Annotated in this window: 12 protein-coding genes; 11 read left to right on the plus strand and 1 reads right to left on the minus strand. The window is 48.8% G+C overall.

Features of this window, described 5'->3' with window-relative positions:
- Window positions 1-205: 205 nt before the first annotated feature.
- The 10 genes from sdhC (at window position 206) to ACXAF9_RS10595 (ending at window position 12695) form a co-directional block, all read left to right on the plus strand.
- Window positions 206-589, plus strand: a complete 384-nt coding sequence (sdhC, locus tag ACXAF9_RS10550) for a succinate dehydrogenase, cytochrome b556 subunit (RefSeq protein ID WP_475073813.1) — start codon at window positions 206-208, stop codon at window positions 587-589.
- Window positions 583-927 carry a succinate dehydrogenase, hydrophobic membrane anchor protein gene (sdhD, locus tag ACXAF9_RS10555; protein ID WP_475073815.1) on the plus strand — a complete coding sequence of 115 codons (345 nt, stop codon included), beginning with the start codon at window positions 583-585 and terminating at the stop codon, window positions 925-927. Before sdhC ends, sdhD begins: the two co-directional genes overlap by 7 nt.
- A gap of 3 nt (window positions 928-930) precedes the next feature.
- Window positions 931-2703, plus strand: coding sequence for a succinate dehydrogenase flavoprotein subunit (gene sdhA / locus ACXAF9_RS10560; protein ID WP_475073817.1), 1773 nt, complete (start codon window positions 931-933; stop codon window positions 2701-2703).
- Between the two features lie 12 nt (window positions 2704-2715).
- Complete coding sequence (locus ACXAF9_RS10565; RefSeq protein WP_475073819.1) at window positions 2716-3420, plus strand: succinate dehydrogenase iron-sulfur subunit; 705 nt, start codon at window positions 2716-2718, stop codon at window positions 3418-3420.
- Window positions 3421-3688: 268 nt separating this feature from the next.
- Window positions 3689-6520 carry a 2-oxoglutarate dehydrogenase E1 component gene (locus tag ACXAF9_RS10570; protein WP_475073820.1) on the plus strand — a complete coding sequence of 944 codons (2832 nt, stop codon included), beginning with the start codon at window positions 3689-3691 and terminating at the stop codon, window positions 6518-6520.
- A gap of 54 nt (window positions 6521-6574) precedes the next feature.
- Window positions 6575-7792, plus strand: a complete 1218-nt coding sequence (gene odhB, locus ACXAF9_RS10575) for a 2-oxoglutarate dehydrogenase complex dihydrolipoyllysine-residue succinyltransferase (RefSeq protein WP_475073822.1) — start codon at window positions 6575-6577, stop codon at window positions 7790-7792.
- A 34-nt stretch (window positions 7793-7826) separates the two neighbouring features.
- Window positions 7827-9266, plus strand: coding sequence for a dihydrolipoyl dehydrogenase (gene lpdA / locus ACXAF9_RS10580; RefSeq protein WP_475073826.1), 1440 nt, complete (start codon window positions 7827-7829; stop codon window positions 9264-9266).
- Window positions 9267-9390: 124 nt separating this feature from the next.
- Window positions 9391-10557: an ADP-forming succinate--CoA ligase subunit beta gene (sucC, locus tag ACXAF9_RS10585; protein ID WP_475073827.1), complete on the plus strand. Its 1167-nt coding sequence runs from the start codon at window positions 9391-9393 to the stop codon at window positions 10555-10557.
- A gap of 2 nt (window positions 10558-10559) precedes the next feature.
- Window positions 10560-11435, plus strand: coding sequence for a succinate--CoA ligase subunit alpha (gene sucD, locus ACXAF9_RS10590; protein WP_475073830.1), 876 nt, complete (start codon window positions 10560-10562; stop codon window positions 11433-11435).
- Window positions 11436-11522: 87 nt separating this feature from the next.
- Window positions 11523-12695, plus strand: a complete 1173-nt coding sequence (locus tag ACXAF9_RS10595; RefSeq protein WP_475073832.1) for an MFS transporter — start codon at window positions 11523-11525, stop codon at window positions 12693-12695.
- Between the two features lie 14 nt (window positions 12696-12709).
- On the opposite strand, the gene ACXAF9_RS10600 is transcribed toward ACXAF9_RS10595, so the two are convergent.
- The gene (locus ACXAF9_RS10600; protein ID WP_475073834.1) at window positions 12710-13204 is read right to left on the minus strand and encodes a retropepsin-like aspartic protease family protein; all 495 of its coding nucleotides are present in this window, start codon (window positions 13202-13204) and stop codon (window positions 12710-12712) included.
- A gap of 415 nt (window positions 13205-13619) precedes the next feature.
- Here ACXAF9_RS10600 and ACXAF9_RS10605 point away from each other — a divergent pair, with 415 nt between their 5' ends.
- Window positions 13620-14423 carry a hypothetical protein gene (locus tag ACXAF9_RS10605; protein WP_475073837.1) on the plus strand — a complete coding sequence of 268 codons (804 nt, stop codon included), beginning with the start codon at window positions 13620-13622 and terminating at the stop codon, window positions 14421-14423.
- Window positions 14424-14625: the final 202 nt, after the last annotated feature.

The following is a 14625-nucleotide window of genomic DNA, read 5'->3' on the forward strand; positions in this document are numbered from 1 at the left end:
GTATATCAATAACGATATGGATCTTAGGACTAGACGTTAGGCTAGGTTGCCCTGTGGTTGCGTTGTATTCTCAGGGTGATGTGTCTATACTTGCGCTCCGAATATACGTCTGGAGAGTGATGGCGTATATTTTCTTCTGAGGAACTACTCTCTGAACACTTCCTAGCAACCTTGCCCATCGGGCAGCAAAGTGTGAACAAGAGCCGTGAACAAAAAAAGACCTGTTAATCTCGATTTGCGAACTATCAAATTGCCGCTTCCGGCAGTCACTTCTATTTTGCACCGCGTCACAGGTATCGCCCTATTTATAGGCGCGATCTTTATGATGTATGCATTAGGACTGTCACTACAATCCGAAGCCGGCTTTAATGAAGCCACCACCCTATTCGAAGAAAGCTTTTTCGCGAAGCTGATCGCTTGGGGCCTAATCTCAGCACTGTTGTACCACATGTTTGCGGGTATCAAGCACCTTATTATGGATGCTGGAAACCTTGAAGAACTGGAAAGCGGTACAAAAGCAGCCCAAGTTACTTTGGGTCTGGGCGCACTGGGTATTCTTCTTTCATTGATTTGGGTGGTGTCATGGTAACTAGTATTACTAGCTTTGGCCGTAGCGGCCTTTATGACTGGATGATCCAGCGTGTTACTGCGGTTGTCTTGCTGGCCTATGCGGTCTTTATGATCGGTTATTTCCTGTTCAATGATGTGAATTATGAACAGTGGAAAGCATTATTCGAATGCACATCAATGCGCATTTTCACCCTGTTGACCCTGTTGTCTTTAGTATCCCACGCCTGGATTGGTCTGTGGTCTGTTACTACTGATTATATTAAACCAACTGGCGTGCGCTTCGTTGTGCAGTCGGCGTTGGGTTTGTTGGCGTTTATTTACGTCGTTTGGGGTATTCAGATTTTGTGGAGTGTTTAAAAGATGAGCAATCTTCGTACACTGACATTTGATGCTATCGTTATCGGTGGCGGCGGCGCAGGTATGCGTGCTGCGCTTCAGCTGGCTCAGTCTGGCTTAAAAACTGCGTGTGTTACCAAGGTATTCCCTACGCGTTCTCATACAGTTTCTGCGCAGGGTGGTATCACCTGTGCGATCGCAAGTGCGGATCCTAATGACGATTGGCGCTGGCACATGTACGACACCGTAAAAGGGTCGGACTATATTGGTGACCAAGACGCAATCGAATACATGTGTTCGGTTGGTCCACAAGCGGTATTCGAACTGGATCACATGGGTATGCCGTTCTCTCGTACAGAAGTGGGTCGTATCTATCAGCGTCCTTTCGGTGGTCAGTCTAAGAACTTTGGTGAAGGTGGTCAGGCCGCACGTACGTGTGCCGCAGCTGACCGTACCGGTCACGCACTGCTTCACACGCTGTACCAAGCGAACATGAAAGCAGGGACTACGTTCCTGAACGAGTGGTACGCAGTAGACCTGGTTAAGAACGACGACGGCGCTGTTGTTGGTGCGATCGTTATCTGCATCGAAACGGGCGAAACCGTTTACATCAAAGCAAAAGCTACCGTTCTTGCTACAGGTGGTGCGGGTCGTATCTACGCATCCACTACCAACGCATTGATCAATACCGGTGACGGTATGGGTATGGCGATGCGTGCTGGCGTTCCAGCGCAAGACATGGAAATGTGGCAGTTCCACCCAACCGGCATCGCTGGTGCGGGTGTACTGGTAACAGAAGGCTGTCGTGGTGAAGGTGGTTACCTGATCAACAAAGACGGCGAGCGTTTCATGGAGCGTTATGCGCCTAACGCGAAAGATTTGGCGGGTCGTGACGTGGTAGCGCGTTCTATGATCTTGGAAATCTTGGAAGGTCGTGGTTGTGGTCCTGATGGCGATCATGTTTACCTGAAAATGGACCACTTGGGTGAAGAGGTTCTTCACTCGCGTCTGCCAGGTATCTGTGAGCTGTCAAAAACATTCGCAGCAACTGATCCAGTTAAAGAGCCAATCCCAGTAGTACCAACGTGTCACTACATGATGGGTGGTATCGCTACGAACATCGGTGGCCAAGCAATCGGTCAAGATGAAAACGGCGAAGACTACATTATTGATGGTCTGTTTGCGTGTGGTGAAGTGGCGTGTGTCTCTGTACACGGTGCAAACCGCTTAGGTGGTAACTCTCTGCTAGACTTGGTTGTATTCGGTCGTGCGGCGGGTCTTCACATCGAGAAGCAAATGCGTGAAGGCTACGATGTTAAAGATGCTACGCAAGAAAACATCGAAGCGGCCATGGCGCGTCTAAACCGCTTGAACACCTCTACAGGTGGCGAGAAGGTAGCAGACGTTCGTAAAGAGCTTCAAAGCACCATGCAGCTGTACTTCGGTGTATTCCGTGACGGCGAAAGCATGCAAAAGGGCTTGGCTCTGCTGAAAGAATTGCGCCAAAAAGTTGAAAACTTGCACTTAGAAGATAAGAGCCAGTCTTTCAACACGGCTCGAATTGAAGCGCTTGAGCTGGAAAACTTGATGGAAGTGGCGGAAGCTACAGCGATTGCCGCTGAAGTCCGTAAAGAGTCGCGTGGTGCTCATGCTCGTAATGACTTTACAGAGCGTGATGACGAAAACTGGCTGTGCCACTCTATCTATAACCCAGTGAACAAGGCGATTACAAAGCGTGCAGTAAACTTCGCTCCGAAGACTGTACCTGCGTTCCCGCCGAAAATTCGTACCTACTAAGCGGAGGTTTCGATGTTAGTTAGCGTATATCGTTACAACCCTGAGACGGATGACAAGCCGTACATGCAGGATATCCACATTGATATCCCTGGCGGTAAAGACATCATGGTGTTGGACTTGCTCCAACTGTTGAAAGAGAAAGATCCATCACTGGGCTACCGTCGCTCATGCCGTGAAGGTGTGTGTGGTTCCGATGGTATGAACATGAATGGTAAAAACGGCTTAGCGTGTATTACTCCGCTGTCGGCTGTTGTAGAAAAAGACAAGTTGGTTCTTCGTCCGCTGCCTGGTCTTCCGGTTATCCGTGACTTGGTTGTCGACATGGGTCAATTCTACAAGCAGTACGAAAAGATCAAACCGTTCTTGATCAACGAAACGCCAGCGCCAGCGATCGAGCGTCTGCAGTCTCCTGAAGAGCGTGCAGAGCTGGATGGCTTGTACGAGTGTATTCTGTGTGCATGTTGTTCAACATCGTGCCCATCGTTCTGGTGGAACCCTGATAAGTTCATCGGTCCATCTGGCTTGCTGCAGGCTTACCGTTTCTTGGCGGACAGTCGCGATACAGCAACCAACGATCGTTTGGCTGACTTGGATGACCCATTCTCTGTGTTCCGTTGCCACGGCATCATGAACTGTGTGAATGTATGTCCTAAAGGGTTGAATCCGACGAAAGCGATCGGCAAGATCCGTAAGATGTTGCTTCAACAAGCAACCTAATAAGAAAACGGCACCTTAGGGTGCCGTTTTTTTTATTAGCCTTCCTGCTTATGCAGTAAAACTGTAATTTTATTTAGAATAGTACGCGAATAGATATATAAAGCGCGTCTGAAAAGTCGTACAATGTTGCCGCATTTCCATGCACACACGTGGTGATGTTGAGTGGTAAACAACGGAAACACAAGAAGGGACCTTTGCGCTTAATTCCACTGGGGAAGGTGCAATCCCAGTTGCGCAAGAAAGTCCCTCGAGCCAGGGTGATCAACTAATGCAAGAAGGCGTTATGGAGCTGCTTTGGAAAAATGCACACCTATACGGTGGCAACCTTTCCTACGTTGAGCAGTTATACGAAACATACCTTATGGATCCTAATGCCGTTCCTCAGGAATGGCGTGATGAGTTTGATAAACTGCCAACGGTAGGTGACTCAATCTCTCAGGATGTACCTCATTCTACAGTGCGTGAGCACTTCCTCTATCTGTCTAAGCATCAGAAGCATTCGCGTCCAGCTGAAGTATCCAGCGTGTCTTCTGAGCACGAGAAAAAACAAGTTCGCGTTTTGCGCATGATCAATGCGTTCCGTGTACGTGGTCACCAGGCAGCGGACATCGATCCGTTAAACCTGTTGAAGCGCGAACCTGTACAAGATCTCGATCTTCGCTTCCATGAATTATCCGAAGCCGATTATGACACTCCGTTCCAACTCGGTTCATTGTTCTTTGGAACCGAAGAGGCAACGCTGAAGTCGATCGTCGAAGATCTTAAAAAGACCTACTGTACAACGGTAGGTGCTGAGTACATGCATATTGTAGATACTCAGGAAAAGCGTTGGATTCAATCACGCCTTGAGCCTGTTCGTTCTCATCCGCAGGTTGAAGTCGAGAAGAAGAAAATGATCCTTGAGCGCCTAACCGCGGCTGAAGGTCTAGAAAAATACCTGGGTTCCCGCTACGCCGGTGCTAAACGCTTCGGTCTTGAGGGCGGTGAATCGCTGATCGTGTCTTTGAACACACTGATCCAGCGCGCAGGTAAGCAAGGTGCCAAAGAAGTCGTTATCGGCATGGCTCACCGTGGTCGTTTGAACACTTTGGTGAACATCTTTGGTAAGTCACCGACTGAACTGTTCAATGAGTTTGAAGGTAAGAAAACGGTTGATACGTCTGGTGACGTTAAATATCACCAAGGTTTCTCTTCAAACGTGATGACTGCCGGTGGTGAAGTTCACATTGCGATGGCGTTTAACCCATCTCATCTTGAGATCGCAGCGCCAGTAGTCGAAGGTTCTGTTCGTGCGCGTCAAGATCGCCGTGAAGACAAAACTGGCGAATCAGTCGTACCTGTGAACATTCACGGTGATGCTGCGTTTGCAGGTCAAGGCGTTGTTATGGAGACATTCCAGATGTCCCAGACACGTGCTTATAAAACCGGCGGTACCATTCACATCGTAGTGAATAACCAAGTCGGTTTTACAACCAGCAAGCAAGAAGATGCGCGCTCGACTGAATACTGTACCGATGTTGCTAAGATCGTTCAGGCGCCTATCTTCCACGTAAACGGTGATGATCCTGAAGCGGTTCGCTTTGTAACTCAGTTGGCGGTTGATTACCGTAATGAGTTCCACAAAGACGTTGTCATCGATTTAGTCTGCTACCGTCGTCGTGGTCACAACGAAGCGGATGAGCCATCCGGCACTCAGCCGTTGATGTACGCGCAGATCAAGAAACAAAAATCCGTACGTGAACTGTACTCGGCTCGCTTAATTCAGGAAGGTGTTCTTTCTGAAGAAGAGAGCAAAGAGATGGAACGCTCGTACCGCTCAGCACTGGAAAACGGTGATCACGTTGCCTTGTCTCTGGTTAAAGAACCAAACAAGGAATTGTTCGTCGACTGGAAGCCTTATCTAGGTCACCAGTGGTCTTTCGACTGCAATACCGGTGTTGATATCAAATTGCTGCAAGAACTGGGTCAGAAAATCTGCCAAGTACCGCAAGGTTTCTCTGTTCAGCGTCAAGTTCAAAAAATCATCGACGATCGTCTGAAAATGGCGGCGGGTGCGATGGAGCTGAACTGGGGCATGGCAGAGTCTTTGGCGTACGCAACGATTCTGGCAGAAGGTCATCCGGTTCGTTTGACAGGTCAAGACGTGGGTCGTGGTACCTTCTCTCACCGACATGCGGCACTTCACGATCAAAAATCAGCCGAGACGTATTTGCCTTTAGCAAATCTGGCTGATGACCAACCTTCACTGACACTGTACGACTCTTTGTTGTCAGAGGAAGCGGTACTGGCATTTGAATACGGTTACGCAACCACAATGCCAAATGCCTTGGTTATTTGGGAAGCTCAGTTTGGTGATTTTGCCAACGGCGCCCAAGTCGTGATTGACCAATTTATCACCAGTGGTGAGCAAAAATGGCAGCGCCTGTGTGGCTTGACCATGCTGTTACCACATGGCTTTGAAGGACAAGGCCCAGAGCACTCATCAGCTCGCCTAGAACGTTTCCTTCAAATGTGCGCAGAGCACAATATCCAAGTATGTACCCCAACGACTCCAGCGCAGATTTTCCACTTGCTGCGTCGTCAGGTGATACGTCCTCTGCGTAAGCCGTTGATTGTTATGTCTCCGAAAAGCTTGTTGCGTCACAAACAGGCCACTTCAACTCTGGAAGATCTGGCGGAAGGTACCTTCCAGCCTGTGATCCCTGAGGTGGATTCTCTGGATCCGAAGAAAGTAAAACGTCTGGTTCTGTGTGGTGGTAAGGTCTACTACGATCTTTACAACCGCCGTGCTGAGCTTGAAAAAGACGACGTTGCTATCGTTCGTATCGAGCAGCTCTACCCATTCCCAGAGGCGATTCTGGCTGATGTGATTAAAGACTATACCAACCTAGAATCGGTTGTTTGGTGTCAGGAAGAGCCAATGAACCAGGGCGCGTGGTACTGCTCTCAGCACCATATGCGTTCTGTGCTTCAAAAGCATAACCCTGCATTGAACCTGGAAGGCGTAGGCCGTCCAGCGGCAGCCGCTCCTGCGGTGGGTTATATCTCGGTTCACGTTGAGCAGCAAGAAGAGCTGGTTAACCAAGCAATCAACGGTTAATGATGAGGCCGCTCCACGAGAGCGGCCTGTATCGAGTATTGTTAAGGAATACACATGTCCATCGAAATCAAAGCTCCTACTTTTCCTGAATCTGTTGCTGACGGTACGGTCGCAACTTGGCACAAACAACCTGGCGAAGCATGTTCTGCTGATGAACTGATCGTTGATATCGAAACTGATAAGGTTGTTCTTGAAGTTGTAGCTCCTGCTGACGGCGTTATCAAAGAGATCGTAAAAGGCGAGGGCGACACTGTCCTGAGTGACGAAGTTATCGCTGTCTTTGAAGCAGGTGCAGCCGCTCAAGCGGCACCAGCTGCAGCTGCTGCTCCGGCGGCTGAAGAAGCAGCTGCACCAGCAGGCGACGCTGATAAAGTAGGTCCTGCGGCGCGTAAGCTGATTGATGAAAACAACTTGGATGCTTCTAAAATCCCAGGTACTGGCAAAAATGGCGGTATCACTAAAGAAGACGTTCAAAATTACCTGAACTCTGGCGCAGCGAAAGCGGCTCCAGCACCGGCTGCGGCGGCGCAAGCTCCAGCAGCGGCTGCTGTAAACGTTCCTGCGGGCGAGCGTGTAGAGAAACGTGTTCCAATGACACGTCTGCGTGCAACCATCGCTAAGCGTCTGGTTGAAGCGCAACAAAATGCAGCCATGCTGACTACGTACAACGAAGTTAACATGAAGCCAGTTATGGATCTGCGTAAGCAATACAAAGACCTGTTCGAGAAAACCCACAACGGTACTCGCTTAGGTTTCATGTCTTTCTTCGTTAAAGCGGCAACTGAAGCTCTGAAACGCTTCCCTGCGGTTAACGCGTCTATCGACGGTAACGACATGGTTTACCACGGCTACCAAGACATCGGTGTGGCCGTATCGACTGACCGTGGTTTGATGGTTCCTGTTTTGCGTGACACTGACAGCATGAGCTTGGCTGATGTTGAATCTACAATTGCTGATTTCGGTAAGCGTGGTCGTGACGGCAAGCTGGGTATGGACGATATGCAGGGCGGTACCTTCACCATCACTAACGGTGGTGTGTTCGGTTCCCTGATGTCTACACCTATCCTGAACCCGCCTCAAACAGCGATTCTGGGTATGCACAAAATCCAAGAGCGTCCAATGGCGGTCAACGGTGAAGTGGTTATTCTGCCTATGATGTACCTGGCACTTTCTTACGACCATCGTATGATTGACGGTAAAGAAGCGGTACAATTCTTGGTTACAATCAAGGACTTGCTGGAAGATCCAGCGCGTATGCTTCTTGACGTGTAAGACACCCCAAATCAACGTATAAATAGGTAGATCAATGTCTCAAAAATTTGATGTTATCGTAATCGGTGCAGGCCCTGGTGGTTACGTTGCGGCAATCCGTGCTGCACAATTGGGTCTGAACACAGCGTGTGTTGAGAAGTGGGTTGACGATAAAGGTACGGCTGTATTGGGCGGTACTTGCTTGAACGTAGGTTGTATCCCGTCTAAAGCGCTGCTGGAATCCACCCACAAGTTTCACGAAGCCGCTCATGACTTTTCGGTTCACGGCATTAACGCGTCTGACGTTAAAATGGACGTTAAACAGATGGTTGCTCGTAAAGACACCATCGTTAAGAACTTGACTGGCGGTATCGCAGGTCTGTTCAAAGCCAATGGCGTTACTCTGCTTCAAGGCGCAGGTAAGTTGCTGGCGGGTAAGCAAGTTGAAGTGACCGACAAAGACGGTAAAACAGCGGTTTACGATGCAGACAACGTTATCTTGGCATCCGGCTCTGTACCGGTTGAAATCCCACCTGCACCACTGACAGAAGGTCTGATTCTGGACAACGCAGGTGCGCTGGACATCGACGAAACGCCTAAGCGTTTGGGTGTTATCGGTGCGGGCGTTATCGGTCTGGAAATGGGTTCTGTATGGGCGCGTTTGGGCTCAGAAGTAACCGTTCTGGAAGCGATGGATTCTTTCCTGTCTCTGGCTGACCAAGACGTATCTAAAGAAGCCGCTAAGCTTCTGAAGAAACAAGGTCTGGACATCAAGCTGGGTGCGCGTTGCACCGGCACTGAAATCATCGACGGCAAAGAAGTGAAGGTTAAATTCACCGATGCCGAAGGTGACAAAGAGATCGTTGTCGACAAGCTGATCGTTGCGGTTGGTCGTCGTCCTCAAACTCAAAGCCTGCTGGCAGGTGACTCTGGCGTTAAGCTGGACGAGCGTGGTTTCATCTTCGTTGATGAAAACTGCCGTACAGAAGTGCCGGGTGTATTCGCGATCGGTGATATCGTTCGTGGCCCAATGCTGGCACACAAAGCATCAGAAGAAGGCATCATGGTTGCCGACATCATTGCAGGCCACAAAGCCGCAATGAACTACGATGTCATCCCGAACATCATCTACACATTCCCAGAAATGGCGTGGGTAGGTAAAACTGAACAAGAACTCAAAGCCGAAGGCGTAAAAGTGAAAGTGGGTAAATTCCCATTCGCAGCCTCTGGCCGTGCCATGGCATCGAATGCGACTGACGGCTTCGTTAAGATCATCGCAGACGAAGCAACCGACCGCATCGTTGGTGTTCACATGGTTGGCGCGATTGCATCTGAGCTGATTGCTCAAGCGGCGATTGCGATGGAATTCTGTTCAAGCGCTGAAGATCTGCAAATGACAGTATTTGCTCACCCAACAGTGAGTGAAGCGGTACACGAAGCTGCACTGGCAGTGGATAACCATGCTATCCATATTGCTAATCGTAAAAAGCGTTAATTTTTGATTTATTCCATGTTTCGGCCGAACCAAAAGTTCGGCCGATTTTGCGAGAGCTTGTCATAAGCCTTGTGGGCCCGGGGGAGATCCCCGATTACATAGTGACAACACAACGGACTAGAGCATGAATCTTCACGAGTACCAAGGCAAACAATTGTTTGCTCAATATGGTCTGCCTGTATCTAAAGGTTACGCGGTAGACACTCCAGAAGCGGCAGCAGAAGCTGCTCAAAAGATCGGTGGTGATAAGTGGGTTGTTAAAGCCCAGGTTCACGCCGGTGGTCGCGGTAAAGCAGGCGGTGTAAAACTGGTTGACTCTCCAGACGCAGCTAAAGAATTTGCTGCTAACTGGTTAGGCAAAAACCTGGTTACTTACCAAACTGACGAAAACGGCCAGCCTGTTTCTAAAATTCTGGTAGAAACCTGCACAGACATCGCTCAGGAATTGTACCTGGGTGCGGTAGTAGACCGCTCAACTCGTCGCATCGTATTCATGGCTTCAACTGAAGGCGGTGTAGAGATCGAGAAAGTTGCAGAAGAAACGCCTGAGAAGATTCTGAAAGCAACCATCGACCCACTGACGGGTGCACAGCCTTACCAAGCGCGTGAGCTGGCATTCCAACTGGGCCTGAACGGTGAGCAAGTCAAGCAATTTACTAAGATCTTCCTGGGTCTGGCTAAAATGTTTGAAGAAAAAGACTTAGCGCTGCTAGAGATCAACCCTCTGGTTATCACTGAAGCGGGCAACCTGCACTGCTTGGACGCTAAAGTTGTGATCGATGGTAATGCGGTTTACCGTCACAAAGATCTGCAAGAAATGGAAGATCCATCACAAGAAGACGAGCGTGAAGCGCGTGCTGCTGAGTGGGATCTGAACTACGTTGCATTGACAGGTAACATCGGCTGCATGGTAAACGGTGCGGGTCTTGCGATGGGTACTATGGACATCGTATCTCTGCACGGCGGTTTCCCAGCTAACTTCTTGGACGTTGGTGGCGGCGCGACAAAAGAGCGTGTAACCGAAGCGTTCAAAATCATCCTGGAAGACAGCAAAGTTAAAGCGGTTCTGGTTAACATCTTCGGCGGTATCGTACGTTGTGACCTGATCGCAGACGGTATCATCGGTGCTGTTCAGGAAGTGGGTGTGAGCGTTCCTGTCGTAGTTCGTCTGGAAGGTAACAACGCCGAATTGGGTGCGCAGCGTCTGGCTGAATCTGGTTTGGATATCATCGCTGCAACAAGTTTGACTGATGCTGCACAACAAGCAGTTAAAGCAGCGGAGGGTAAATAATAATGGCCATTCTGATTAACAAAGACACCAAAGTAATCTGTCAAGGTTTCACAGGTGGTCAAGGTACTTTCCACTCTGAGCAAGCGATTGCTTACGGTACTAAAATGGTTGGTGGTGTAACGCCGGGTAAAGGCGGTACAACTCACTTGGGTCTGCCTGTGTTCAACACAGTTAAAGAAGCGGTAGAAGAGACAGGCGCTGAAGCATCTGTTATCTACGTACCAGCTCCTTTCTGTAAAGACTCTATCCTGGAAGCCGCTAACGCTGGTATCAAACTGATCGTATGTATCACTGAGCACATCCCAGTCATGGACATGCTGCAATGTAAAGTGAAATGCGATGAGCTAGGTGTTCGTCTGATCGGCCCTAACTGCCCAGGCGTTATCACTCCAGGTGAATGTAAGATCGGTATCATGCCTGGTCACATCCACTTGCCAGGTAAAGTTGGTATCGTTTCTCGCTCTGGTACTCTGACGTACGAAGCAGTTAAGCAAACAACTGACGCTGGTTTCGGCCAATCTACTTGCGTAGGTATCGGTGGTGACCCAATCCCAGGTTCTAACTTCATCGACATTCTGGAAATGTTCGAGAAAGATCCTAAGACTGAAGCGATCGTTATGATCGGTGAGATCGGTGGTAGCGCAGAAGAAGAAGCAGCGGCTTACATCAAAGCGAATGTAACTAAGCCTGTTGTTTCTTACATTGCTGGTGTTACTGCACCTCCTGGTAAGCGTATGGGCCACGCTGGTGCGATTATCTCTGGCGGTAAAGGTACGGCTGACGAGAAGTTTGCTGCACTGGAAGACGCTGGCGTTAAGACAGTTCGCTCACTGGCTGACATCGGTTCTGCTCTGGCAGAAGTGACTGGCTGGAAATAAGTAACACTCTGTTACGTGCAAAAAGGCAGCTTCGGCTGCCTTTTTTCGTTATGGTGGCTTAACGATAACAATAAAAAAGGATGATCTATGCCGCCGCTATTCTGGATTGTGCTCGCGCAATTGTTTGGGACATCGTTATGGTTTACACCCAACGGTATCGGCCAAGCGCTGCAAAGCGAGTGGGGCTTTAGCGTCTCTGATTTGGGTTGGTTAACCGGCTCTGTGCAAATGGGGTTTATTGTCGGTACGTTTTTAATCGCGTTTACCGGCTTTGCCGATCGCTTCTCGCCCAGTCGTATTTTTACCCTTGCCTCCGTTATTGGGGCGGTTTTCAATCTTCTTTTTATCACCATCGATGGTCAGTTATGGCTTGGCGTGATCTACCGGTTTTTAACAGGCCTTGCACTTGCGGGTATCTACCCGATGGGGATGAAGCTTGTCGTCAGTTGGTCGCCCAAGCAACGTGGGCATGCTCTGGGTTGGCTGGTTGGTATGCTCACCGTAGGGACCGCATCCCCCCATCTATTAAGGGGGAGTCTTACAGCTTCGGATGTATGGCCTTGGGTATTGGTGATCTCCTCTGGGTTAGCCTTATTGGGTGGTTACGTGATTCATCGGTTAGGGGATGGCCCACACATACAGCCCATCAGCTTAACAAGAGTATCTCCCTTTGGTGCTTACAAAGTGGCTCCGTTTCGTGCAGCGGTTATTGGCTATTTTGGGCATTGTTGGGAGTTGTATGCGTTTTGGACTTTGGTGCCGCTCTTTGTCATGGGCGCGTTTTCGGATGGGGCATTCGCAGCAATATCGCCTGCGTGGTGGGCGTTTATCATCATCGGTATCGGTATGCTGGGCTGTTTGTTGGCTGGCACTCTTAGTCGGGCACTTGGCAGTGCGCGCATCGCTTTTGTAATGCTGCTGATATCAGGTGTGTGTTGTTTAATCTGGCCGTGGGTAAGCGTGTTGCCAGCATTGGCATTGGTCGTGTTGCTGATATGGGGCTTTACGGTGATAGCGGATTCCGGGCAATACTCGGCATTAGCGGCCAGCACCTGCCCAAAAGAGGCCGTCGGCACCGCCTTGGCGATGATGAACAGCATCGGCTTTTTCCTAACCGTGGTCTCGATTGTACTAGTAACACAGCTGTATGAGTACTTGGGCGCGTACGTAGCTTGGGTTTTGTTACCTGGGCCAATCGTTGGGTTATGTTGGTTAAAGCCCTTATTGCAGAACGACCCAACCCACATAAAGCACGGGTAAATCAGATTGGGTGTTTACTGCAAACTGAAGGATGATTCTGGGATGGCGATGCTGAGCGTATCGCCCACTTGTTTTAACTCAAAATGCTGCAAAAAACTCATGCCCATCAGTACGGTGTTACCCTCCATATATGGGTTGATGTCAGCCCGTACATCGCGCATCGAGATATGACCAAGCTGCACCTCATCAAGGCGGGTAGAGTAAACGGAAATCGTCCCATTGGCCGTATTCACCAAATGAGAGCGGCCTTTCTCAAGCCCGATCCTCTCGGCCAAGTTTTCTGGCACGCTCATTAACGTGGCACCTGTATCCAACAAAAACACCACCGGCTCACCATTAATCAAACCACTGGCTACGTAATGCCCTTGGCGATTACGCTTCAACGTGACTGGCTCGTCATTTAGGCCGGTGCTCATTAAGTATTGATTGGGGTTCTCGCGCTCCTTTAACCAGTTGTTAAAAAACAAGGTAAGTAGGAACAACGCGGCAACCCAGGTCAAATACCGCATGATGGATGACATAGTGTCGATGGTAGAAATGATGGCTCTCCTGTAGATTCCCGGCACAACTGTGTTAGTTGATTCCCTGATTATAAAGTTCACAAGCGGGAAGTAAATTGATGCTTGCCGCCTATGAAAAGGTGTGATGAAAAGCTGTGTTTTTAGACAGTATATTTTTGCTATCCGATGAAACAGGCACGATTTGTCGTTAAGCTGCGCGCGATATCTGTACTGGACAACCCTAGGTTAGGGTGTAAAATCAAGAAGATAGAGTTTTGCACAGGGAAGATATCGTGCCACCCATGGAAGAATAGTGCGCATGCGCGTTTTTCTACCACGTCGTCTCTTACGATCCCCTGAATAGCCAAGTTAAAACAATGTGTTATGCCGTTTTCTGACTTTTGGGTAAGGAATGATATCGCGCATGCGCATGAATAAACTGTTAAATGCTAAGGAAGCTATGAGTATCACGTTACGATCAATCGGATTATTTGGAATTTTACTTTTTGGTGTTTTATTCGCCGTTACATGGGTATCGCCGGAAAAAATTGAAAAATCCGCAAAAGGGTTCGTTAAATACCAGATAGAAAAAGAAGTGCGGGAAAAGCAGCAGCGTATAAGCGAATCTAGCGTTGCAAACAAGGCTCTAAGTATTGCTAAAAGGCTCGGAGTAGAGTCTGAGCAAATCCAAGAAGACCTTGCCAACGATCTCCCTGAAAAAATCGCTAGTGTTATCGCTTCAATGTGTGGCTATGATTGCGAGCGAAAAAAAGCGTTAGCTCAGTCAATTACTTCCGGGTACTTAGATCGCATTAAGAGCATTGAAATCGCCCAAGATACTCTAGGTAATCTTATAAAGGGAAAGTACATTGAAATTGTTAGCAATTTAAAGCTTGATCTTCGTATATTTCTTGGATCAAACTTTTTGATGTTTTTGATTCTACTTGGCGTTTCTTTAGCCAAGCCGAAAGCGATTGCGCACTTATTTTTGCCTGGAGTGCTTTTGCTTACAGCTACCATTCTGGCGTCAGCCATATACATATTTGGCCAAGATTGGTTCTACACCATTCTATATAATGACTATATGGGGTTTGGGTACTTAGCTTATATCGCGGTAATATTTGGTGTATTGGTAGATATAGCGCTTAATAAAGCTAGAGTCACAACTGAAGTAATAAATGGCATAGCAAATGCGGTAGGTTCAGCATTCTCGGTGATTCCGTGCTAGCCGCATTTAACAAACGCTTGCAGCCTGACGCCAAAACCTCCGTGTTTTTGTGTTACTCGCTGCGCTCAAACATTAACACAAAAACACTCCGGCTTCGGCGCAGCTGAAGCGGGCGTTGAGGCTGTCGGATAAGTCTTTCAGCCCTCGACCTGCGGTCGAATCCTCAGTTACACTGCTTGAAACAAACTTTACCCCGCATGGT

The organism is Neptunomonas sp. ABH4_499 (assembly GCF_056160565.1).